At 39.0% G+C, this 24,642-nt stretch carries 20 protein-coding genes and 2 tRNA genes; 9 read left to right on the top strand and 13 right to left on the bottom strand.

Annotated elements, in window-relative coordinates:
- The 6 genes from DJ533_RS11360 to DJ533_RS11335 all read left to right on the top strand — a co-directional run bounded on the left by DJ533_RS11360 (position 1) and on the right by DJ533_RS11335 (position 6,982).
- On the top strand, positions 1 to 435 hold the full coding sequence (locus tag DJ533_RS11360) for a hypothetical protein (protein WP_065992986.1): 435 nt from the start codon (positions 1 to 3) through the stop codon (positions 433 to 435).
- A gap of 78 nt (positions 436 to 513) precedes the next feature.
- Positions 514 to 4,368: an ATP-dependent RNA helicase HrpA gene (gene hrpA, locus DJ533_RS11355; RefSeq protein ID WP_065992988.1), complete on the top strand. Its 3,855-nt coding sequence runs from the start codon at positions 514 to 516 to the stop codon at positions 4,366 to 4,368.
- A gap of 48 nt (positions 4,369 to 4,416) precedes the next feature.
- Positions 4,417 to 5,532: a beta-ketoacyl-ACP synthase III gene (locus tag DJ533_RS11350; protein WP_065992991.1), complete on the top strand. Its 1,116-nt coding sequence runs from the start codon at positions 4,417 to 4,419 to the stop codon at positions 5,530 to 5,532.
- A 246-nt stretch (positions 5,533 to 5,778) separates the two neighbouring features.
- On the top strand, positions 5,779 to 6,567 hold the full coding sequence (locus DJ533_RS11345; RefSeq protein WP_065992993.1) for a lysophospholipid acyltransferase family protein: 789 nt from the start codon (positions 5,779 to 5,781) through the stop codon (positions 6,565 to 6,567).
- Positions 6,568 to 6,822: 255 nt separating this feature from the next.
- Positions 6,823 to 6,898 (top strand) — tRNA-Asn (locus tag DJ533_RS11340).
- A gap of 8 nt (positions 6,899 to 6,906) precedes the next feature.
- Positions 6,907 to 6,982: transfer RNA gene (locus tag DJ533_RS11335), tRNA-Asn, on the top strand.
- A 252-nt stretch (positions 6,983 to 7,234) separates the two neighbouring features.
- Here DJ533_RS11335 and DJ533_RS11330 read toward each other — a convergent pair.
- From DJ533_RS11330 to purT, 5 genes are all read right to left on the bottom strand, one after another.
- Entirely contained in the window at positions 7,235 to 10,378 is a 3,144-nt protein-coding gene (locus DJ533_RS11330) for an efflux RND transporter permease subunit (protein WP_065993000.1), read from the bottom strand.
- A gap of 2 nt (positions 10,379 to 10,380) precedes the next feature.
- A complete protein-coding gene (locus DJ533_RS11325; RefSeq protein ID WP_065993002.1) occupies positions 10,381 to 11,577 on the bottom strand; it encodes an efflux RND transporter periplasmic adaptor subunit in 1,197 nt (398 codons plus the stop codon).
- A gap of 170 nt (positions 11,578 to 11,747) precedes the next feature.
- Positions 11,748 to 12,917: a succinyldiaminopimelate transaminase gene (gene dapC, locus DJ533_RS11320; protein WP_065993004.1), complete on the bottom strand. Its 1,170-nt coding sequence runs from the start codon at positions 12,915 to 12,917 to the stop codon at positions 11,748 to 11,750.
- 49 nt (positions 12,918 to 12,966) lie between these two features.
- Positions 12,967 to 15,633 (bottom strand): [protein-PII] uridylyltransferase, encoded by a 2,667-nt coding sequence (gene glnD, locus DJ533_RS11315; protein ID WP_065993006.1) that lies wholly within the window; start codon positions 15,631 to 15,633, stop codon positions 12,967 to 12,969.
- Positions 15,634 to 15,668: 35 nt separating this feature from the next.
- Positions 15,669 to 16,886 (bottom strand): formate-dependent phosphoribosylglycinamide formyltransferase, encoded by a 1,218-nt coding sequence (gene purT, locus DJ533_RS11310; RefSeq protein ID WP_171488557.1) that lies wholly within the window; start codon positions 16,884 to 16,886, stop codon positions 15,669 to 15,671.
- Positions 16,887 to 17,098: 212 nt separating this feature from the next.
- Between purT and DJ533_RS11305 the strand changes: the two genes are divergently transcribed.
- Complete coding sequence (locus tag DJ533_RS11305) at positions 17,099 to 17,623, top strand: GNAT family N-acetyltransferase (RefSeq protein WP_065993076.1); 525 nt, start codon at positions 17,099 to 17,101, stop codon at positions 17,621 to 17,623.
- A gap of 42 nt (positions 17,624 to 17,665) precedes the next feature.
- Positions 17,666 to 18,277: a hypothetical protein gene (locus tag DJ533_RS11300; RefSeq protein ID WP_065993010.1), complete on the top strand. Its 612-nt coding sequence runs from the start codon at positions 17,666 to 17,668 to the stop codon at positions 18,275 to 18,277.
- A gap of 43 nt (positions 18,278 to 18,320) precedes the next feature.
- On the opposite strand, the gene DJ533_RS11295 is transcribed toward DJ533_RS11300, so the two are convergent.
- The 8 genes from DJ533_RS11295 to DJ533_RS11260 all read right to left on the bottom strand — a co-directional run bounded on the left by DJ533_RS11295 (position 18,321) and on the right by DJ533_RS11260 (position 23,989).
- On the bottom strand, positions 18,321 to 18,617 hold the full coding sequence (locus DJ533_RS11295; protein WP_065993012.1) for a cyd operon YbgE family protein: 297 nt from the start codon (positions 18,615 to 18,617) through the stop codon (positions 18,321 to 18,323).
- Between the two features lie 4 nt (positions 18,618 to 18,621).
- Entirely contained in the window at positions 18,622 to 18,723 is a 102-nt protein-coding gene (cydX, locus tag DJ533_RS11290) for a cytochrome bd-I oxidase subunit CydX (RefSeq protein WP_002120988.1), read from the bottom strand.
- 24 nt (positions 18,724 to 18,747) lie between these two features.
- On the bottom strand, positions 18,748 to 19,893 hold the full coding sequence (gene cydB, locus DJ533_RS11285; RefSeq protein ID WP_065993013.1) for a cytochrome d ubiquinol oxidase subunit II: 1,146 nt from the start codon (positions 19,891 to 19,893) through the stop codon (positions 18,748 to 18,750).
- Positions 19,890 to 21,476, bottom strand: a complete 1,587-nt coding sequence (locus DJ533_RS11280) for a cytochrome ubiquinol oxidase subunit I (RefSeq protein ID WP_065993015.1) — start codon at positions 21,474 to 21,476, stop codon at positions 19,890 to 19,892. The genes cydB and DJ533_RS11280 overlap by 4 nt, the downstream gene beginning before the upstream one ends.
- Positions 21,476 to 21,667: a cytochrome oxidase putative small subunit CydP gene (gene cydP, locus DJ533_RS11275; RefSeq protein WP_065993017.1), complete on the bottom strand. Its 192-nt coding sequence runs from the start codon at positions 21,665 to 21,667 to the stop codon at positions 21,476 to 21,478. The genes DJ533_RS11280 and cydP overlap by 1 nt, the downstream gene beginning before the upstream one ends.
- Positions 21,668 to 22,024: 357 nt before the next feature.
- Complete coding sequence (locus DJ533_RS11270) at positions 22,025 to 22,633, bottom strand: OB-fold-containig protein (RefSeq protein ID WP_065993019.1); 609 nt, start codon at positions 22,631 to 22,633, stop codon at positions 22,025 to 22,027.
- A 20-nt stretch (positions 22,634 to 22,653) separates the two neighbouring features.
- Positions 22,654 to 22,965 carry a Rieske (2Fe-2S) protein gene (locus DJ533_RS11265; RefSeq protein WP_065993079.1) on the bottom strand — a complete coding sequence of 104 codons (312 nt, stop codon included), beginning with the start codon at positions 22,963 to 22,965 and terminating at the stop codon, positions 22,654 to 22,656.
- Positions 22,966 to 22,984: 19 nt separating this feature from the next.
- Positions 22,985 to 23,989 (bottom strand): adenosine kinase, encoded by a 1,005-nt coding sequence (locus DJ533_RS11260; RefSeq protein WP_065993024.1) that lies wholly within the window; start codon positions 23,987 to 23,989, stop codon positions 22,985 to 22,987.
- Between the two features lie 158 nt (positions 23,990 to 24,147).
- On the opposite strand from DJ533_RS11260, the gene DJ533_RS11255 reads away from it, so the two are divergent.
- Positions 24,148 to 24,618: a nucleotide triphosphate diphosphatase NUDT15 gene (locus DJ533_RS11255; RefSeq protein WP_065993029.1), complete on the top strand. Its 471-nt coding sequence runs from the start codon at positions 24,148 to 24,150 to the stop codon at positions 24,616 to 24,618.
- Positions 24,619 to 24,642 lie beyond the last annotated feature (24 nt).

The raw sequence follows: 24,642 nt of genomic DNA, 5'->3' as shown, positions 1-24,642 counted from the left end.
ATGGTGAAAGCAAAAAAGTATCAATTCCTCGCTATTGTAATTCTAGTAATTGCTTCGTTGAGTACATTTGTAGCATTTACGTATGATGATGCTTTTTGTGTGACAGGTTATACGCGGGAAGGTATTATTCGTTTTAATGAGTTTAGTACATATACTTCTGATGAGCCGTTATTATTTATTTTTGCAGGGATCATTGGACTATTTTTTGCCATTCTTTTGAGTTTCACCACAACTAAATTTTGGTTTTTCGTAGTAAATTTCGTCATGTTGATGTTTATGGCGATTCCAATGAATATGTTTTCTGCTGCACCTTTTTATCAAGTTATTTATGACAGTATTTTTCAGTGTGGGCATCGTGCATTGCTTAGCACTGTTTTAATGTTCTATCTGTATTGGGGTTTTGTGGCGATTTATCTCATAAAATCTGAAAGCTAAAAATAGATTGATCTTTAATTCTGCAAGCGTACAGCGTAAAATGTTGCGTTCAATTTTTATGTTTAGGAAAGTGTATCTGTGCCAAATCAGCTCAATGTCGATCAATTGGTCATGGTTCGGGATCGTCATCGTTTAAGTCGGCTGAAAAAAGGCAAAGAGGCGAATCCTGAAAAATTTCAAGAATTATTTGAAAAGTCTAATCATCAGGTCAAAAAAAGATTCGCAAGTTTACCCACGATTAAACTGAATCAAGACCTACCTGTGACCCAATATGCTGATAAATTGATTGAAGCGATCCAAAAGCATCAAATCATCATTGTGGCAGGGGAAACAGGTTCGGGTAAAACTACGCAGCTTCCACAAATTGCGATGCTTGCAGGTCGTGGTTTAACAGGCATGATTGGGCATACTCAGCCTAGACGTTTGGCTGCTCGCAGTGTGTCGCAGCGGATCGCTGAAGAAGTCGGCGAAAAACTTGGACAGTCAATTTCTTTTAAAGTGCGTTTTAATGAACAAGGTTCAAATGACTCTATTGTACGGTTGATGACGGATGGTATCTTGCTTGCTGAACTGTCTAATGATCGTTATTTAAATAAATATGACACGATTATTATCGATGAAGCGCATGAACGTTCGCTGAATATCGACTTCATCATGGGCTATTTAAAACAAATTGTTAAAAAACGCCCTGATTTAAAGATTATTATTACTTCGGCAACTTTAGATGTAAATCGTTTTAGTCAGTATTTTAATAATGCACCGATTTTTGAAGTAGAAGGGCGCAGTTATCCTGTCGAAGTCCGTTATCGTCCTATTTCAGAATTGACGATTGGTGGTAGTGATGATGACGATTTCGATGATTTTGAGGAAAATCTACCTCGTGCAGTCGTGTCTGCTGTTGAAGAATGTTTTTATGATGCTGAAACTAAAGGGCATCCTGAACATGCGGATATTTTAATTTTCGCAAGTACCGAACAAGAGATTCGAGAATTACAAGAAACTTTACATAAATTTGGTCCAAAACACACCCAAGTTTTACCACTGTATGCACGTTTAGCACTTGCTGAACAGCAGAAAATCTTTAATCCATCAGGTGGTGGACGACGCATTATTATTGCCACCAACGTAGCTGAAACGGCTTTAACTGTACCGAATATTCGTTATGTAATTGATAGTGGTTTTGCCCGTATTTCACGTTATAGCTACCGTTCTCGTATACAGCGTTTACCGATTGAAGCTGTATCGCAAGCAGCAGCTAATCAGCGTAAAGGGCGTTGTGGTCGTATTGCACCCGGCGTGTGTATCCGTTTGTATTCTGAGGAAGATTTCCAAAGTCGTCCTGAATTTACTGAACCTGAAATTAAACGTACTAACTTGGCGTCAGTTATTCTGCAAATGCAAAGTTTGGGTTTGGGTGCTGTTGAATCTTTTGATTTTATTGAACCACCGGATCATCGTTTGGTGAATGATGGTCGTAAGTTGCTGATTGAGTTAGGTGCATATAACGAGCAAAAAGATGAGTTAACTAAAATTGGTCTACAAATGGCGAAAATGCCGATTGACCCACGGCTTGCACGGATGATTTTAGGTGGTGCGCATTTTGGTGTGTTGAATGAAGTCCTCATTATTGTCGCGGCACTTGCGGTACAAGATCCGCGTGAACGTCCTGCCGATAAACAAATGCAAGCGGATCAAAAGCATGCATTGTTTAAAGAAGCGGATTCAGACTTTTTATTTTATTTAAAATTGTGGAATACACTAACTGAGAATCGTGAAAATTTAAGTGAAAATAAACGTCGTACTTTTGCCAAACAGCATTTCTTGAGTTGGTTACGTTTGCGTGAATGGAAGAAAACTCATGAGCAATTGCTTGATTTAGCACAAGGTTTAAAGCTGTCTTTTAATGAAAAGAAAGCCAATTATGAAAATCTGCATCGTGCTTTATTGACAGGATTATTGTCTTTTATTGCCAATAAAACTGATGAACGTAATGTGTTTATGGCAGTGCGTCAGCAAAAAGCCCGTATTTTCCCTGCATCAACTTTGCATAAAACCAATACGCCGTGGGTGATGGCATTTGAAATGGTGGAAACTTCGCAAGTGTATTTGCGAACTTTGGCAAAAATTGAACCTGAATGGATTTTATTAGCCGCTCCAAATTTATTAAAACATCATTATTTTGAACCGCATTGGGCGAAAAAGCCGGGTGTGGTCAATGCTTATGATCAGATTTCTTTATTTGGGTTGATCATTGAGCCGAAACGCGCGACCAATTATGAAAAGGTGGATCAGCCTGCGGCACACGAGATTTTTCTACGTGATGCTTTGACCACAGGGAATTTGGGAATCACGCCACCATTTTTAAAACATAATTTACTGAAACTTGAAGAGGTAGAGCGTGTAGAGGACAAGTTGCGTCGTCGTGATTTGGTGGTCGATGAAGAAACTATTTTCCAGTTTTATGCATCTAAAGTGCCGGCAGAAATTGCCAGTCGTCGTAGTTTTGAAGATTGGCGTGCAACGATTGAACCAAAGAATCCACGTTATTTGTTTGTCGATGATGATGCGTTGTGGATGAATGATCGCCCAACCACGCAACAATTCCCAGATTATTTACATAATGGACAATTGCGTTTGGCTGCAAGCTATCGTTTTGATCCAAGTCATGATGAAGATGGTGCAACGGTTAAAATTCCTGTACAAGCTTTGCCACAAGTGGATGAAAATATTTGGTCATGGGGTATTCCGGGATGGCGTTTGGATTTAATTGAAGCATTGCTCAAAACTTTACCAAAAGATAAACGCCGTAATTTGGTACCAATCCCAGATACTGCGAAAAAGTTCATGAATTTCGTGGATGCACAGCATTTATGTGAACATATTTTTGAATTTTTGGCTTTCCAGTTGCGTGGCGAACAAATTACTGCCAAGGATTTTTCCTTTGAACGGGTAGATCAATATCTGTTGCCTTTGATCAAAGTAATTGATGAGAAAGGACGTGTGATTGAGAAAGGACGTGATTTAAGTGAGTTGAAAGCCCGTTGTCGCACTGAAACACATAGCCCTGTGAAGCAATTGAAAGGAGAGTTTAAAACATTCCCTGAACAGTTTGTTTTCGAAGCTTCACAAAAAGTCACAGGCGTCGTGGTCAAACAATATCAAGCACTTGTCGCGACTAAAGACTTTGCTAAGCTCGATGCTAAAGATGAATCAGGCATTGTGATTCAGACTTTTAATGATCAAAATGAAGCCATTAAACAACATCGTGAAGGCGTGATTCGGCTGATCCATATGCAACTCGGTGATTTGATCCGTCAGTTGAAAAAGCAAATCTCTAAGCCTTTGGCATTGGCATATTCACCTTTGGGCGATAAAGCACAGCTTGAGCAAATGTTGGTTTATGCAACCTTACAAATGGCAATCAAAGACTTACCGATTAATGCCGCAGAATTTGCGACATTAACAGATGAAGTGAAAAAGTCATTTTTAAGTCATGGGCAAGAAGCCTTAAAGCTGATTAGTGATATTTATATTCAATGGCAAGAGATTCGTCAGCATTTACTTATGCTGGATCAGTCTGTATTTGCTAAAAATATGGATGATATTGAAGATCAATTGGATTTAATGAATCTAGCAAATTTTGTTTATTCGAAATCTTCCGATGTATGGCAAGAATATCCACGTTATTTAAAAGCCTTGTTATTGCGTTTGGATCGCTTGCCGAATAATCTAAATCGAGATGACGCTGCAATTCAACAAATTGATCCTTGGATGGATAAATTATTTAAGTTTAAAAATGATGCACGTTTGAAAGAACTTTACTTTATGGTGGAAGAGTTACGTATCTCATTATTTTCTCAACCTATGAAAACCAAGATGCCGATTTCACCAACTCGCTTACAAAAGGTATGGGAAAAGCTCGGAATCGGGTAGAATAGACATAATTTGAAATATTTGTGAATTTTGAAAAAGGAGTTTTACATGGGCATCCGTATTACTGGTACTGGTCTGTATCATCCTGAAGAAGTGATTACCAATGAAGAGTTGGTCGAAAGTTTAAATGCTTATGTGGAACAGTTTAACAGCGAGAATGCTGAAAAAATTGCATCGGGTGAGGTCACGGCTCGTCGTGGTTCAAGTGCGGAGTTTATTGAAAAAGCTTCTGGTGTTAAAAGTCGTTATGTAATTGAAAAATCAGGTGTATTGGATATTAATCGCCTGCGCCCACGCTTAGAAGAACGTTCTGAAGATGAGCTTTCTATTCAGGCAGAATGGGGTGTGATTGCAGCAAAACAAGCCATGGAAAATGCAGGGGTTACTGCCGAAGACATCGATGTGGTTATTTTGGCATGTTCAAATATGCAACGTGCATATCCAGCGGTTGCGATTGAAATTCAAACAGCACTGGGTATCCAAGGCTATGCTTATGACATGAATGTGGCGTGTTCAGCAGCAACTTTTGGTTTGAAACAAGCTTATGATGCAGTGAAAACTGGCGCACGTCGTGTGTTATTGGTGAATGTTGAAATTACATCAGGGCATACAGACTATCGTTCACGTGACTGTCATTTCATTTTTGGTGATGTTGCTACAGCTTCAATCATTGAAGAAACGACCACTAAAACAGGTTTTGAAATTGTAGATACGCATTTATTCACACAATTTTCAAACAATATTCGTAATAACTTTGGTTTCTTAAATAGTTCTGAATTGACTTCACGTGACGATAAACAATTCCGTCAAGATGGACGTAAAGTATTTAAAGAAGTCTGTCCTTTGGTTGCAAAGATTATTACCAAGCAGTTAGAAAAAAATCAAATCCAAGCTGAAGATATAAAACGTTTTTGGTTACACCAAGCCAATGCCAATATGAATGAGTTAATTCTAAAATTGGTTGTAGGGCGAGAAGTTGCCGAAGCAGACCCAGCTTTAGTGCCAATTATTTTGGATGAGTTTGCTAATACTTCATCAGCAGGTGTGATCATTGCTTTGCATCGTACTGCTGATCAAGTCAATGATGGTGAATATGGTGTGTTATGTTCATTTGGTGCAGGCTATTCTGTCGGTTCGATTCTTGTACAAAAGCATGTGGTTTGATTTTTTGATCCTCATCCTAACCCTCTCCTTTAAAAAAGAGAGGGAACTCGCTTTGTGAAAACTCTGTATACGTAATTGTTATAAAATATAGATTGAAAGTCCTATATGGCTCAGGGAGAAGGTTAGGATGAGAGAGATTTACTAAATTAACCTCTCCCTCTTACGCAGCAGTGCTGCTCATCTCCTAAAAGCAGAGGGGATTCTTATTATAAAATGGTTTAGATCAATGTTTTGTAAGGATACAACATGACATCAAAGCATTTAGAAATTAAACATAACTCAAAATTATTACGTGCAATTAGCGCCTTGCAGCGCTATTACTTTCGTCCAACTTTCCTCGGTGCTGAAAATCTCAATCCACAAAAACCTGCCATGTATGTCGGTAATCACACCATTTATGGTGTATTAGATTCGCCGATTCTGATTGATTACCTATTCAATGAACATAACATTGCGGTGGTAAGTATGGCTGACCATATGCACTTTTATATTCCTGGCTGGAAAGAAGTGGTCAAGCGAGTGGGTGGTGTAGATGGCATCCAAGAATATGCCAAAGAAGCCATGCGACAAGGCTATTCAATTTTGGTTTTTCCAGGTGGTGGGCGAGAAGTCATCAAGCGTAAAGGTGAGGCTTATCAATTGATTTGGAAGCAACGCTTTGGTTTTTTAAAGCTTGCCAAAGAATTTAATTATGAGATTGCGCCTTTTGTCGCTTTAGGGGGAGATGAGGTCTTTGATTTAGCCTTAGATGTCAATATTTTGTTAAAACAGAAATGGTTTCAAAAAATACTAAGTCAACCTACAATTGGCAAATTTTTAAGACAAGGTGAAGTGATTCCTTCTATTCCAAAGAATATGATTCCTAAAAGAATTCCGTTTTATTTTAAATTTATGCCACGTTTATGTACAGACCAGATTGAAACAGTGCAGGATATGGTTGATTTTCGAGAAGAACTACAGCAACAGATTTATAAAGAAATTGAAGATTTAAAAGTATATCGAGAATTGGATTTGGCGTATAAAGTCAAGGCATAACATATCAGAAGAGAGTAGGTTGACTGGAAATAATTTAAAATAAGAGTCAATCAAATATAGCTATAGGAGTGGATAAAATTACTTAAATCTTTTTAGACAAACAAAATGAGTCTGAGAGATTGGATGTTTTATCAACATAAAACATGATTTAATTTTTTTTTACTTTAAAAATGCATATTTATACAGCAAACAATTCATTTCTTTATATTATTTGGTTGACGAGTTGCGATTTCCTCCCTAAAATGCGCATCAGATTCTCCAATAGCTCAGTCGGTAGAGCGACGGACTGTTAATCCGCAGGTCCCTGGTTCGAGCCCAGGTTGGAGAGCCATCTATTTTTCTCCCATAGCTCAGTCGGTAGAGCGACGGACTGTTAATCCGCAGGTCCCTGGTTCGAGCCCAGGTGGGAGAGCCAAGATTTTAAAAATCCCATGCATAACGATATGGGATTTTTTATTTGCAGCAAAATAGTTTGTATTTCAACATTATGCTTTCATATTAAGAACGATCTTAATTCATTGATTAATCGGGTATAAATAAGCTATTCACTTAGTTTCCCCATGCATCTGATCAAAGCTATTGTTTAGTCATGATTTTTGAGATAGAACACATAAATATTAAAAAGCCGATATAACCATTATCGGCTTTTTATATGACTGAAAATAGATTATTCCACTTGAATTGGTTGACTGCGCTTTTTACGTTTAAAGAAGAAATTTTCAATATCATCAATAAATGTATATACCACAGGAATTACCAAAAGCGACAAGAAAGTACTGGTAATTAAACCACCAATAACAGAGATCGCCATAGGTGCGCGGAAACTTGGATCTGTGCCGATGCCTAACGCAATCGGTAACATGCCCGCACCCATTGCCAAAGTCGTCATAATGATCGGACGTGCCCGTTTATGACAAGCATCTAGCAGCGCATTAAAACGTGAATAATTTTTTTCATGTCGGGCGATGAGGGCATAATCCACCAATAAAATCGAATTTTTGCTGGCAATCCCCATCAACATAATCAGACCAATTAAACTCGGCATAGAGAAGCTACTTTTTGCTAAAAGCAACAATACGAATGCACCCCCTAATGATAAAGGTAGCGCAACCAAAATGGTAATGGGTTGTAAAAAATCTTTAAATAAAAGTACCAATACCACATAAATACACAACACGCCCGTCAGCATCGCTAAGCCAAAGCTAGAAAATAGTTCTTGCATGACTTCAGCATCGCCAATGTCTGTACGCTTCACAGTGGGAGGGAGGTTTTGCATAGTGGGGAGCTGATCCACTTGTGCTGCAATATCACCTAAGGGTTGGTTATTTAGTTCGATGCTAAAGTTAATATTTCGCATGCGATTAAAACGATCAATTTGTGAAGGGCCACTTTCGATGCTTACATCAGCAATCGTGCCAAGCATGACAGGACCATGACTACCTTTAACCATTAAGCGTTTAATCAAATCTTGGTCTTGGCGTGCTTCAAGACTCAGTTTGATCACCACAGGAATTTGACGTTGTGAAACATTCATCTTGGCAAGATTTTGATCAAAATCTCCCGCAGTTGCAATACGCAAAGTTTCTGCGATATCTTGTGTGGTAACACCCAAATCAGCCGCTTTGGCAAAATCAGGGCGAATGACCAGTTCGGGACGAATTAAGGCGGAGCTTGAGGTTACGCTTCCGATATTGGGGATGGTGCGTAGTTCACGTTCTAGCTTTAATGCAGTCGCCATGAGGCTTTCAGAATCATCGCCTGAAAGCGCCAATTGGTATTGACTGTTATTTCCTGCAATACCCACTTGAACACGTGCACCTGGTAGCGGTGCTAATCGTTGTCGAATTTCATTTTCGATCTCTTGTAAGCTTATTGAGCGATTACTGCGTTCAGTGGTTTGAATGGTTAAAGTTGCTTTGCGTGGTTCAGATGATGCACCACCAGAAAATGGATCTGTACCTGCTGCACCACCGCCAATGGTGGTATAAATGCTTTTAATTTCAGGATGATCTTTGATTAACTGTCGTGCATATTCTGCAGTTTTTAAAGTTTCATTAAATTGTGAACCTGGTGTTAATTCTAAACGTACTTGGGTTTGTCCTGTATCTGGTGGAGGGACAAAACCTGTTGGTAGTAATGGAATCAAGGAAATTGAAGCAATAAAAAATAAAATCGCACCCGCTAAGGTTAACCAACGATGATTTAAACACCACGTTACCATCTGCATATACCCTTGCATGATTCGACCATCTTTTTTTCGGTCTTTTGCAAGGGTAGCATGACCTTGATCAACGAGAGCGTCTTCTGGAGTGGATTCATGATTTTCAATTTTGCCGACCCACGGCTTTAACATATAGGCTGACATCATTGGGGTAAGTAAACGTGCTACCAATAGTGAGGCAAAAATAGCCAGTGCAGCACTCCATCCAAATTGAACAAAGAAACGTCCTGCAATACCACTCATAAAAGCAGTAGGTAAGAATACTGCAATCAGAGTAAATGTAGTTGCAATGACCGCTAAACCGATCTCATCAGCGGCTTCCATCGCCGCTTCATAAGGGGTTTTGCCCATCCTCAGATGGCGGATGATATTTTCAATTTCAACGATTGCATCATCGACTAAAATCCCCACCACGAGGGACATGGCCAGCAATGTCACCATGTTGAGTGTAAAACCTAAATAATACATGCCGATCAAAGCAGGTAAAATCGATAAGGGAAGGGCAGTAGCTGCAATAATCGTTGCTCGCCAATCTCTTAAAAATAGCCACACCACCAAAACAGCTAAAATGGCACCTTCATAAAGTAGTGACATTGAACCTTTATAGTTATCGACAACAGGTGTTACAAAGTTAAATGCTGGGGTGATCTTTAGGTCGGGATGTGCTGCTTTAAGCTTATCTAAAGCGTCAATCACACCCTTTTCGACATCTACTTCGCTCGCACCTTTACTTCGAGTAATTTCAAAACCGATCACAGGTTGACCGTTTAACAATGCTGCTGAGCGCCGTTCAGCAAAACTGTCTTTGACTGTGGCAACTTGATCTAAACGGATATGCCGTCCATCACTTAAGGCGATGTCCATGGCTGCGATTTCATCGGCTGTTTTGACTGTCGCAATGGTACGAATGGACTGTTCACTGCCGCCAATTTTAGTTTGACCACCTGAAGCATCTTGTTGGGTTAAACGCAGTTGGCGAGTAATATCAGTCGCTGTGGCATTCAATGCCAATAATTTTTCAGGTTGAATTTCAACTTCAACTTGGCGTGTCACACCGCCAACACGAGAGACTGCACCGACGCCTTTGACTTGCAGCATGGCACGTGTAATGTCGTAGTCGACAAACCAAGATAAGGCTTCTTCGTCCATACTTGGAGATTGGATTGCATAGGTTAAAATCGGTGAACCTGATAAGTTGATTTTGCTGACAATAGGATCACGTACATCTGTGGGTAAGTCTGAACGTACTTGTGATACCGCATTTCGAACATCATCAACTGCTTCTTGTAATGGTTTTTCAAGTTGAAATTCTGCAGTAATGGTGACCACACCATCTTGAATATTGGCATATTGGTTTTTTAAACCTTGAATGGTGGCGATCGAGTTTTCGATTTTGCGTGCTACTTCAGTTTCAAGTTGTGGGGGAGCAGCACCTGGCAAAGTTGCAGTCACAGTCACCATAGGCAGTTCAATATCAGGGAATTGTTGAACTTTCATCCAGTGAAAGCACATCAATCCTGCCAACCCCATCATAATAAATAGTAAAATCGCAGGAATAGGATTACGGATCGACCACGCAGAAAAATTCATATTTAATTCTCCTGATGGGGCGCAAGTTGCTTGCTTAATGGAGTTTCAGGAATATTAGCAGCCACTTTGACTAAATCACCATCCGCTAAGAATCCCGTTCCTGAAGCAACCAATTTGACATTTTCAGGCAAATCTAAAATTTCAACCAAATCATTTTGGCGACGTCCAACACTGACTTTCTGCTGCTTCACACGATTATTCTGCTGCACGATAAACACATAAGAAAAACCATCACGCAGTAAGAGTGCAGACTGTGGAATGGTGAGCGCAGATTGTTCGCCGAGCTCGAATTCACCTTTGACGAACATGCCCATGCGCACTGCTTGCGTAAGGGGTAAATCGACATAAACCAAACCATAGCGAGTTTGTGGGTCGATCACAGGAGCAATCATGCGGACTGTGCCTGTCACTGCATTTTGATTTGGATCAGGTGAAATGATTTTGGCCGTCATGCCTTGTTTAAGTTTGTATAGATCCGTGGTTGTAACTTCAGCACGCCATTCCAGACGATGATCACGGATGAGACGGAAAAGCTCTTGTCCTGTTTGTGCCAGTGAACCCACAGTGGCTGAACGTGCAGAAATGACACCATTGTCAGGAGCAACTACACGTGTTTGCGCTAAGCGTAACTCATTGCTTTTGATTTGTGCATCTGAGGCTTCTAAACGCGCTTGAGCTGTTGATTGTGAGGTTTGATATTGAGTGGCTTCTTGTGCGGAAATCGCACCCGTATTTCGCAGTTGTTGAATACGTTGATTGTTAATCACTGCATCGTTGAGTACCGCTTGTGCTTCTTTATAATTGGCTTTAGCGGTGGCTAATTCTGCACGAATACTGTCACTGTTAATTTCAGCCAGCACTTGCCCACGTTTTACTTGATCACCAACATTAACATAAACTTTGGTGATCCGTTGCCCCGACAGCTCGCTGCCGATCACCACTTCTTGCCAAGCGGCAATATTGCCATTTGCAGTCAGTTTTTGCTGCCAGTTTTGTCGCTCAGGTTGAATAACCGTAACAGTCAGTGCTGCTTTGGGTTGGGTGCTTGCCGATTTTGGTTGAGAAACCGTTTTTTCAGTTTTTTTACCCTTAGATTGCCAAAACCAAATAAGCGCTAAAATAACAAGGATGAGTGTTGCTAAAATGAGCCAGTGTTTTCGGCTAAAACGCTGATGAACAGGTGGTTCTGAGTGATTCATTGTGTTTCTTATCAGATTTATTTACATTTTAGCAGTATAGACATATTTTTTAAAAATGTTTATGGGTTGTGTAACCCTTTTGGAAATAAAAAAATCCTCGACAGGTCGAGGATTTTTTAGTATGAATAGTTTTAGCGTGAAATATTAAAAATAATGTTAAATTCGCAAAATTATAAAATGGCTTTTAAGCGCTGAATGACTTGTTCACATTGTTGAATGTCCGCCACCAATGCCATACGCACATGGTTTTCCCCTGGATTACCTTGTTCAGTATCTCGTGACAGATAACGTCCCGGTAGCACTTTAATATGGGCTTTTTCCATGAGCATTTTGGCAAATTTTTCGTCATTGTCGACTTTTAACCAATAATAAAAACCTGCATCAGGCTTCTGTAAGGGCAATAAATTTGCTAATTCATTTTGAAATAATTCAAACTTAGCACGGTACAATTTACGATTTTCTTCCACATGCGCTTCATCATCCCACGCAGCGATTGAAGCCAGTTGATGTTGTACAGGCAACGCAGCACCATGATAAGTACGGAATTTTAAATAAGGTTGTAATAGTTGGGCATCACCTGCCACAAAACCTGAACGCATGCCTGGCAAGTTTGAGCGTTTCGACAAGGAGTGAAATACAATACAATTTTTATAGTCATTACGCCCAATTTCTGCACACACTTCAAGTAAACCGACAGGTGCTGCATCGAACCATAATTCTGAATAACATTCGTCTGATGCAATGACAAAATTATATTGATCAGATAGGGCAATCAGCTTTTTAAATTGTTCTTTTGAGAGTACTGCACCAGTTGGATTGCCCGGTGTGCAAACAAATAACAGTGCTGTTTTTTCCCATACTTCGGCAGGTATGGCATCAAAGTCGCCTAGATAACCATTTTCTTCAGTGCAGTTAATAAAATAAGGTTTCGCACCTGCAAGCAGCGCTGCACCTTCATAAATTTGATAAAACGGATTTGGCATTATCACATACGGTGCATCCTCCCGATTGATCAAGGCTTGAACAAAAGAAAAAATTCCTTCACGTGTGCCCGAAACTGGCAAGATATGCGATTCTGCATCGATGGCGTTAAGTTTAAAGCGCTGTGTTAACCAATTGGCAATGCTTTGGCGTAATTCAGGCAAACCTTTGCTATTTGGATAAGTCGAAAGATGTTGAAAATGATCAATAATGGCTTGCTTCACAAACTCAGGTGCAGGATGCTTGGGTTCACCAATTGATAAGGGAATCAAAGGCATCGCTGCGGGTTGTACATCCTTAAATAATTGATTAAGTTTTTCAAATGGATAAGGATGTAATAAAGACAAACTTGAGTTCATGAAATAATTACCATGATATGAAAATAAAAATAAGTGAAAACACTAAAAATTAGTGTGGATGGGAAACCTGATGCGACGCTTCATCCAAAGCGGCTTTTAACTGCGAAGCAAACAAGTCTGATTCTTCCGTATTTAAAGGCGTACCATCATTTTTGGTGACAAAGAAAATATCCTCTGCACGTTCGCCTAAGGTGGCGATTCTAGCGGAATGAATATCTAAACCTTGCATCATAAATAAGCCCCCGATTTTGGCAAGTAAACCTGGTTGGTCTAGGGTCGCAATCTCCACCATGTTTTGCTGTAAGGCTTCATTCAAACTGACATCGACTGTATTTTCAATATCAAAATGGCGCAGCTGGCGTGGAATACGACGTTGCATAACCCCGGGATATTTATCCGACTGATTTAAAGCTTTGACCAAGGCTTCTATAACTGTTGCCTCACGATCAGGATCAGTTAATAAAGTGCCAAAACGATCTAACACCACATAAGTATCTAAGCTAAATGCTTTGGTTGCAGTGATAATGCGTGCGTCCTGCACATCCAAATTCATACGATCTAGCACAGCAACTGTTGTTGCAAATAAATTGGGTTGATCACGGGTGTAAATAAACAGTTGTACCGCATCTTGTGCTGCTTTTCGGTGCGCACGTAAGAGCACTAATGGTGCAGGATTATCACCATGCTGCAAAATAGCGCGGGTATGCCATGCGATTTCATCGGCAGATTCTTTTAGGAAATAGTCATCACCGAGCTCTTGCCAGACTTTTTCAACATCATCGAGGGCAAACTCATCGACTAAAACTTCACTGGCTGCAAACTTGGTGTCTTCGATTAGCATTTGATAATCGACTGGACGACCTAAACCTGAGCGAATCACGTCACGAGCATGCGTATAAAGTTGACGCATGAGGGATGAACGCCAGGTATTCCAAAGCTTTGGATTGGTGGCATTGATATCTGCAACGGTGAGGGTGTACAGATAATCCAAATGTTCCATATCGCCAATTTTTTCAGCGAATTCTTTCACAACATCTGGATCGGAAATATCTTTTTTCTGTGCCGTGATCGACATGAGTAAATGATTTTGAATCAGATAAGCAACAAGGTTACATTCACGCTCAGTAAAACCATGTGCACGACAAAATTCGATCGCATCAAGCGCACCGAGTTCACTATGGTCACCCCCACGACCTTTCGCAATATCATGGAATAGTGCTGCGAGGAAAACAATATCTCGACGATTTAAACGTTGGAAAACAGAGCTGACTACAGGATAGTCTTTGGCAAATTCTGGTTCTTTAAAGCGATTTAAATTACGAATCAACAATAATGTATGCGCATCAACGGTATAAATATGGAATAAATCGTACTGCATCAAGCCCATGATTTGCCCAAATGCAGGAATGTAATTTCCTAAAACACCATAGCGTTTCATCGCCACCATCGTGTCATACAGACGATAAGGCGAGCGAATAATTGCCATAAATAAAGCTTGGTGGGTTGGATTGTTACGATAATGATGATCAATACGTTTAGCCGCTAAAGTTAACAAACGTAAAGTTCGAGCACGTATGCCTTGAATTTCAGGACGATTTGCCAAGAGATAAAAAATTTCTAAAATAGCACTTGGGTTTTCTGAAAAAATTTTGTGGTGTTGTACTGCAAGTTTGCCATCGACCAATTTGAAATGTTCATTAATCATTTCAATATTACGTTCATAGTTCGGCAAACGTGGGGTAATCACCGACTCGTTAAAATAGGCAAGCAGCATTTCATTTAAGGTTGACACTTGTTGCGCAGTTCGATAATAGCGCTTCATAAACTGTTCGATTGGGTAATTGATGTGTTTACCTTCTTCTTTTTGATAACCGAAAATACCAGCAATTTCACGTTGATAGTCAAATAATAAACGATTTTCATCTCGCTTGGTTAAACGATGCAAATGATGACGAATTTCCCAGAGGAAATTTTCAGCCTCTTCAAGTACACCAAGCTCAAACTCTGAAATAAAACCTAAATGCACAAGATCATAAATACGATTGACACGGAAATGACGTTTGGCAATCCAACCGATTTGGTTGATATCACGAATTCCACCTGGTGCATTTTTAATATCGGGTTCTAAATTGCTTTCAGTGTGGTTATGTTGTGCATAACGGCGAGCCTGCTCATCCATTTTTGCATCAAAGAAGGTTTTATCTGTCCACGTTTGTGACACGATACGGCGTGGCCATTTGATTAAATGCGGATTACCTGTAATTAGGCGCGCTTCAATCAAGGCTGTGGCAACAGTTAAATCGCTTGTTGCTTGTTCAAAACAAGTTTGAATGGTACGAACACTTACCCCTGGTTTAAAATTGCCGACATCCCATAAGGAAGAGATAAAGTTAGACACGATTTGCTCTTGTTGAGCATTTAAATCACTTTCTGACAAGATCATGATGTCAACATCAGAGTAGGGCAACATTTCACGGCGACCATAACCACCGACTGCGAAAAGACTGAGATTCGTTTGAGCAAGTCCAGCATGTTCCCATAAAAAAATCAACGCTTCATCAATAAAATTAGAACGGGCATGGATCACCTCACGAATCGGTTGTCCTTGTTCAAATGCCTCTTGCAACTGTTGTTCTACATCGGTACGCCATTGGTTAATAGCTTGAATATCATGATTACTACTGACGTAATTCAACAGAGGAGAGGTGTTGATCATAAAATTATTGTCCGTAAATTTTTAAAAACATGGGTTCAATCATTCAACTGAACGGTGACTTTGGACGCTGTATCAAAAGCCCATTGACGTGCTTGCTCAGTGCTTTCAGCACGTGCAGTTGCCACACCCATACGACGACGCTCAAAGCCTTCTGGCTTACCAAATAGTCGTAAGTCTGTATTTGGATTTTCTAAAGCAAGATTCAAGCCAGAAAATGTAAGATTTTGAGCATCAACACCTGCATAAATGACAGCACTCGCTGCAATGCTATGACGTGCAGTATTCACAGGTAAACCTAAAATCGCACGTGCATGTAACTCAAACTCACTTTGATATTGCGAAGCTAGTGTCACTAAACCTGTATCGTGCGGGCGAGGTGAAACTTCACTAAACCATACTTTGTCACCTTTGACAAATAGTTCTACCCCAAAAATACCACAGCCACCGAGTGCTACAGTAACTTTATTGGCGATACGTTTTGCTTCGATGAGTGCCGCTTCAGTCATAGGCTGCGGTTGCCAACTTTCCACATAGTCACCAGCATCTTGGCGATGACCAATCGCATCACAGAAATGGGTCTCAATTTCGCCCGTTTGTGGGTTTTTGGCACGAACGGTTAAAAGGGTAATTTCAAAGTCAAAATCAATTTGTGATTCTACAATTACTTTACCTTGATTCACCCGACCACCTGTTTGTGCATATTCCCAAGCCGCATCAACTTCAGCAAACTCTTTCACGCGAGATTGACCTTTACCTGATGAAGACATGACAGGTTTAACAAAGTTTGGATAACCAATGTCATCACAAGCTGCACGGAAACTTTCTAATGAATCTGCAAAACGATATGCAGAAGTGGGTAGACCTAACTCTTCAGCAGCTAAACGGCGAATACCTTCACGGTTCATGGTTAAATTCACCGCTTTTGCTGATGGAATGACTGTTGTGATATTTTGTTCTTCGACTTCAACTAATACTTGCGTTGCAATGGCTTCAATTTCAGGAACGATTAAATTCGGTTTTACTTTTTCGATGAGTTGTTTGAGGTGTTCAGGGTCAGCCATATTTAACACATAAGAAAAATGTGCAACTTGCATGGCAGGCGCATTTTCATAACGATCTGCTGCGTGTACTTCGACACCTAAGCGTTGTAATGAAATAACGACTTCTTTGCCCAATTCCCCAGAACCTAAAAGGAGTACTTTAAAAGCAGAAGATTGGAGTGGGGTGCCAATTGTTACGCTCATGCGATTCATCCATGCTTAAGAATAAGTAAGCTTTAGCATAGCAGAACTGAGCGATGTGTTAAGTCTTGATGATGAGAAAACTTAAAGATTGTTGGACAATACATTTTTATTTCAGTATGAAAATAGACTCTATGGAAAGAAGAATGAGTTAAAATTGATGAATAAAAATAAGCTGGTTAAGCTATTATTTTCTAAAAATGAAGACATGATCAAAAATGACAATGCCACACCTACTTTTAAATTATCGTTTAGCTTTAATCAACGACATTCCGCAATTGATAGCGTTAATCAATTCGGCATATCGTCAGAAAAATAAAAATACATGGACAACGGAAGCCGACCTTGTTGCAGGCGAGAGGATTTCACAAAATCAGCTAGAGCAACTATTAGAAAATAACAATTTTTATTTGATTGTTGCTGAGCATGAACATCAGATCGTGGCATGTATTGGTTTAACTTTTAATGATTTCGCCGTAGAAATCGGGACTTTTGCCACTGCACCTGATTGGCAAAATCAAGGGTTGGGAAAATTGGTTTTAGATTATGCTGAAAAATATGCTACATCTGTTCAATCTGATTTAAAAACATATGTGATGTGGGTACTGAATGTTCGTACAGAATTAATTGCATTTTATGAAAGACGAGGATATATCCATACTGGCGTTGAGGAGGATTATCCATTGGATGCGAATGTGGGAATACCGATAGTAAAATTAAATTTATTAGAAATGAGGAAAGTTATTTAGATTTCTAATATTTTATCATTAAGAAAAATGAGAAGAAGGTAAATGGGAACAGATATTCATGGTTTTTTTCAAAAATATGAACCAAACTTAAATTTATGGGTTGATGTCGCATCAGAATACGATGAGAAAAGAGATTATTACTTATTTTCGATACTGGCTAATATGCGAAATTCCAATGATTTTAGTTATATTGATTTACCTAGAGGATTACCCAAAGAAGTTTATTTAAATGAAGAAAATATGTATAAAACTCACTCTCTAAACTTGTGGAATAGTCGCATTCAAATTGAAACTTCCTATCCAGAAGATAACTATGAAATATGGCTAGGGGATCATTCTTATTCATGGTTAAGTGATCATGAAATGATTGAGTGGAATTCATCACCAAAAATAAGCTGGTTGGATGGATTGATCCTTTATAGTGAATATTCAAAATGGAATAAAAAGTCCGATCCAAATTTTGATTATTCTCAGTATAAACCTAGTACCACTATTGTGACCGAGGAAGAATATTTAAAAGGAAAAATTGGTGATTGTGTAAAGGTTAATTGGCAACAGGACATTCGTGAATATCTAGCGTATTTTTTTAATGAAGTTATTCGATTAAAAAAATTGCATGGCAAAATACGTTTTGTATTTGGATTTGATAACTAGATATAAAAAAACCCTGAATAAATCAGGGTTTTCTTTTAAATCATTAGGTTAAGAACCAAGTGTAGTAACCCCAAAGCATGAGTGGCCATGCAACATAAGGGCTAAACAACCATTTCCATAACCAAAAACGTGGCAGAAATCCTACGCCATAAATAAAGCCACCAGAGATACCAATCATCACCATCATCAAAGCTGTATGATTATAGTGACCATTGGCATCCAGCATCATTGCAGGGTGAACCAATAAAACCGTAGCTAAAGGCAATGCCAATAAAAATGAAACAACCATTGCAAATTTGTTAGGCTTTCTTTCTTCAGTAGTCATTGCGATTTCTGTCATGTTGTTATTCCTCATCTAAATCTTGATGATGCTCGATATATAGGGCACTGAGTACACCTGCAAAACATGCCATCAAAATTCCAAGAATCCAAGCGAAATACCACATATTTGTTTCTCCTTAGACTTTAACTTAATAAAGACTGTGTGAATTTTCTTGTACATGTTTGTTGGTGATAACACCCCACATTTTGTAGTAACACCAAGTGGTATAACACAAAATGATTGGCACAAATATACAAGCTGCAACAGTCATTACAGTTAAAGTATTTTTACTTGAAACTGCATCCCACATGGTCAAGCTTGAAACAGGGTTGATGCTTGAAGGCATAAGGAATGGGAACAATGCAAAACCAGCAGTTAAGATTGCACCCACAATCATGAGTGAAGTTCCAGTAAAACTCAAGCCTGCTTTTGCTTTACCAGCAGCAGCGATCACGATCAAACTACCTAAAATAGCGGCAATAGGAGCAAAAATGGTAATCGGATAAGTTGAGTAGTTGTTCATCCAACCATGGTTATTGTTTGTAATCACTTCTTTTGCCAATGGATTAGCAACAGCATTGGTGTCAAATGGCTGCGCTAGTGTATAACCTTCGATATTACCAAAGTATAACCATGCGCCTGCACCTAAGAAACACACAAGGAAGACGATCCCCATAAGCTGAGTGGCTTTGGCAGAACGTTCACGTAAAGCACCATCAGTACGCAGCATAAGCCATGCACCACCATGAGCATTTAACATTGCAAGGCTAACTAAACCGCAGATCAATGCAAATGGGTTAAGTAGCGCAAAGAAACTACCTGTGTAAGTTGAACGTACAGTTTCGTCTAAAGTAAATGGTACGCCTAAGAACATATTACCAAAAGCTACACCAAATACGAGGGCAGGTACAGCACCACCGATACATAATCCCCAGTCCCAAGACTTACGCCATTTGGTATTTTCAAGTTTGGAGCGATAGTCAAAACCTACTGGTCGTAAGAACAGGGCAAACAACACCAAGAGCAGCGCCCAATACATTCCAGAGAACGCTGTTGCATACACCATAGGCCATGCAGCAAATAATGCACCACCTGCGGTAATGAACCAAACTTGGTTGCCGTCCCAGTGTGGAGCAATCGTATTGATTGCCGCACGACGTTCATCGTCAGTTTTACCTACGAATGGCATGATCGCCATTGAACCCATGTCGAAGCCATCGGTGAGGGCGAAACCAATCAGCAACACCCCAACGAGAACCCACCAAATAATTTTCAGTAATTCATATTCGATCATGATTGAGCCTCCCCAACAGCTTGGTTTTTAGCTTCTAATTTTTCAAAATGATATTTACCAGTATGCAAAGAACTTGGTCCTAAGCGAGCAAATTTGATCATTAAGTACATTTCAATGATGAGAAGTACAGTATAGAACGCTGCAAGTGCAATGATTGAACCCCAAACATCACCCGTACTTAAACTAGATGTAGATAAATGAGTCGGAAGTACTTCACCAATTGTCCATGGTTGACGACCAACCTCTGCTACATACCAACCTGTTTGCGCTGCAATCCAAGGCAAAGGAAGTGAAAATAATGCAAATTTCAATAACCACGGTTTGCTTTCAGCATTACGTTTTACAACTGCGAAAGCAGCAAGTGCAAATAACAACAGCATTAAGAAACCAGAAGCGACCATTGCACGGAATGACCAGAATAAACTTGGTACATGTGGAATAGTATCTTTTGCAGCAGCTTTGATTTGATCATCTGTCGCATCTACTACATTGGTAGTGTATTTTTTAAGAAGTAAGCCATAGCCTAAGTCTTTTTGAGTTTGTTCAAATGCTGCTTTTAATTCAGCAGAAGTATCACCTGCACGTAATTTTTCTAGTTGATCATAAGCAATCATACCATTACGAATACGTGCTTCATGTTGAACCATTAAATCCTTGATACCTGTTACTTCTTTATCAAGAGAACGTGTTGCAATGATCCCCATGACATATGGGATTTTAATTGCATAATCTGTACGCTGTTCTTCTAGATTTGGAATACCAAACAGTGTGAACGATGCAGGCGCTGGGTGAGTATCCCATTCTGCTTCAATTGCTGCGAGTTTAGTTTTTTGTACGTCACCAATTTCATAACCCGACTCATCACCGAGTACGATTACAGAAAGTGTAGACGCTAAACCGAATATTGCTGCAATCGCAAATGAGCGACGTGCAAAAGGTAAATCTTGTTTTTTCAAAAGGTAATAACTTGAAATCGCAAGAACAAAAATAGCGCCTGTCACATAACCCGCTGACACGGTATGAACGAATTTTACTTGTGCAACAGGGTTGAAAATCAACGCACCAAAATCCACAAGTTCCATACGCATTGTTTCGTAGTTAAATGCTGAACCTACAGGGTTTTGCATCCAACCATTCGCAACAAGAATCCAAAGAGCAGACATATTTGAGCCAATAGCAACCAGCCATGTAACTACTAAGTGTTGCACTTTAGATAAACGATCCCAGCCGAAAAAGAATAAACCAATAAAAGTCGACTCAAGGAAGAAAGCCATTAATCCTTCAATAGCAAGTGGAGCACCGAAAATATCACCCACGTAATGTGAGTAATACGCCCAGTTTGTACCAAACTGGAACTCCATGGTTAAACCAGTAGTAACCCCTAAAGCGAAGTTAATACCAAAGAGTTTTCCCCAGAACTTAGTCATATCTTTATAAATTTCTTTACCAGAAATCACATACGTGGTTTCCATAATGGCAAGAATAAAAGCCAAGCCCAGAGTTAAAGGTACAAAAATAAAGTGATACATTGCGGTCATTGCAAATTGGAACCGCGAAAGATCGACCACGCTTTCAGCAATCATCAACGTGTCTCCTTGGTTTGGGAAGGATTGCCAGCAATACGCTCAGCAACTTGATTGTCAAAATTTTTAGGTATTGTCGGTGCGTCAAACCAGATATGCTTGATCACAAGTAAGAGCACGATCTTAATTATTAAAATGATCGTAATTTCTCTAACCAGACGACGATTTATATCAGTATGTTTAAAGCTCATAACAAAGCCTATATTTAAACTCTATTTATATTATTAAACAAAATACAACATAAAATAAATAGATAAAACAGTTAAAATATAAATATATTATTAAATTTTTATAAAACAATAGTTTAGTGTTGATTTAATTAAAAAATAAACTAAAAAATAAAGTTGATTAAAATGCTTATGATTATATTTATTAAATCCGACTAAAATAGTATAAATTGATATTTTAATCCGACTAAAATGCTTTGTATTACAATAATTATGTTACATAAGTATGGAATTAGACAAAAATAAATGCAATAAAAACCAGAAAATTATAACCTTAATAGGACTTATATGAGTGTTTTTAAGGCAATTTGTAAAATAAAATTATTCTAAGTTGAATAAGTCATTCGGTTTTGAAATTTTTTTAGCAATGTAATGGGATTTACGAAAGCGAATGAGAATAATTTGTGATTGAAACTCTAATTCACCAAATTCGGGTTCAACTTGAACATAATGCAACTGACCAAATTCATCTCGGACACGTGCTTGGGCGGAAAACCCAGGACGTGCGTTGCCACTAGACACTGTTGCTAAACGACCTAATAAATTAACCGTTGTAGGGGTAAATTTAGGTTTAATCACTTGGTCTAAGCAATGAATCATAAATACGGTAAAGAAAATCGCAATCACAGAAGCAGGTAGGATCACATAATACCAAGGGAAAAATTGTTCTTGGCTTGCAAAAATACATAATTGTAGAAAATAACCTGCGAAACTAAAGTTAATTAAGAGAAAGACAAAAATCAATACACGGGCAAATTTTACTTGCAAGAGTGGGGCATCTGAGAGCCAATGCGGAGAGATACGCTTCAGAAAGGTACTGGGTCTGAGACCGATATAATAACCCACAGTTTCAGCCATGCTTAATAAAATTAATGCTAAAACACTGAAATGAAAAGGCATTAGATCGTATTCTAAAAAAAATTCAAGCATGGCTGTTCCTGAGAGGGAAATCATTCTTCTATGATGTAAATACCACCATCAGAATGTACTTTGATATTTACTTTTTCAAGTGTATCACCCAAACATGGTCCAGAAATACATTCACCTGTTTCAACATCAAACAAAGCGCCATGTGTTGAACATTGAATATATTCACCATCTTGGTCTAAAAACTGATTTTCTAGAAATTCGAGTTCAGTTTGTAAATGTGGACAAACGTTTTGGTAAGCATAAAAAACACCATCTCGTTGCGTGATAAAAATTGTATCGCCCGTCATGGTATCAAAAGCACGCGCTTCACGTTCTGGAATCTCTTCCATCATGGCAATTTTTTCAGACATTTTATGCACATTCCTTTTTAAATTTTTCAAGTAAGTTTGCGTACTCTGCAATCGCTAAACGAGGACCAAACTGAGAAACCACTTCGCTAGAAATGAGGATGGCCAGTTGAGCGGCAGTTTGGAGTGATTCACCTGCATTTAAAGCATATAAAAATGCACCTGCAAAAGCATCGCCAGCACCATTGGCATCTACAGCAAACACTTTACGACCTTGTACATAAAATTGTTGCTCTTGATTGGAAACTAGCGCACCTTTTTCACTCATTGTAATGACAACATCATTGCTTAGTAATTTTAATTTTGCCAAGGCTGCATCTACTGAACCAGTTTCAGTATACATCATGGCTTCTTGTTGATTACAGAAAATCAGATCTACACCATCATCAATTAGTTCATCTAAACCTGTACGCGCATATTGCACCATTGCTGGATCAGATAAAGTCAGGGCGATTTTTACACCATTTTCTTTAGCAATTTGGCGTGCAACTTTTACAGCTGCACGAGCTGAGTCACTGGTGGATAAATAACCTTCGATATACAGCCATTTTGCTGTTTTTAGCGGTTCAAAATCCATTTGCACATCCGAGAGTTCAGCGGTGATCCCTAAGTAAGTATGCATCGTGCGTTCTGAGTCTTCACTTACCAGCACCATGCATGTGCCTGTAACACCTTCACTGATAGATTTTTTAGAGGTCTGAATCCCTGCTTCATTTAAGCCATCGAGATAAACTGCCCCCAACTCATCATTTCCGACACGGCAAGCATAGAAAGCTGAAGCACCCAACGCACTAAATGCCACTGTAGTATTGGCAGCAGAACCGCCTGAAGCCTGACCTTTATAGTTTTGACTTTGTTTTAAATGTGCATAGAGTTGGGCTTGCGTTTCACCATCGGTAAGTTGCATGGTGCCTTTTTGCAAATTTTCTTGTGTTAAAAAATCATCAGAGACTTTAAATTCTTGGTCAATAAGCGCATTGCCAATTGCAAAAAGATCAACAGTTGCCATGTTATTCATCACAGTTATGCTTAAAAAACCTAAAGTTTACACGAATGCTCAGTTTTACAATAGTTTGTTGAGGAAAATTCAGCTTAAACACTAGATTTCATCAATGGCACAATACGTTATGATAAAACCGATAGCGTTATTAAAAAAGGTAGATAAATATGCCAAAAATGCAGCGAGCTTTGATCGGCGTTGGGGTCATGTTGCTCGATGACACTCAACAGGTTTTATTAGGAAAAAGAATTAAACAAGATGAAGCGGTGACATGGTGTTTTCCTGGTGGAAAAGTAGATGAACATGAAAGTTTTGAAGATGCTGCTGTGAGAGAGCTATTTGAAGAAACTCAATTACAACTTGCATCTGAACAGGTACAAGTCTTTATTTTAATGAGTGATTTGCAGCGTGATTATTTAAATTTGACCACAGGTGTTGTGTGTCAGCTTGATCGTTCACAGCACCATTTAAAACAGTCGATTCAAGTCACTGAACCTGACATATTTGAGGTTTGGCAATGGTTTGCTTTGGATAAATTGCCTGAAAATTTATTTCCTGAAACACAAATTATGTTGGACTATTGGTTAAAAAGACCAACTGCGACCAAATTTAAAATTTATCCAATTTTAAGTAGTTGATTTTTTCACAGTAAAATTTAAAAA

The organism is Acinetobacter defluvii, from assembly GCF_001704615.3.
In the GTDB taxonomy this organism is placed as follows: Bacteria; Pseudomonadota; Gammaproteobacteria; order Pseudomonadales; family Moraxellaceae; genus Acinetobacter; species Acinetobacter defluvii.
Note: the sequence above shows the minus strand (reverse complement) of the source record. Positions and strands in the feature narration are given on the sequence as shown.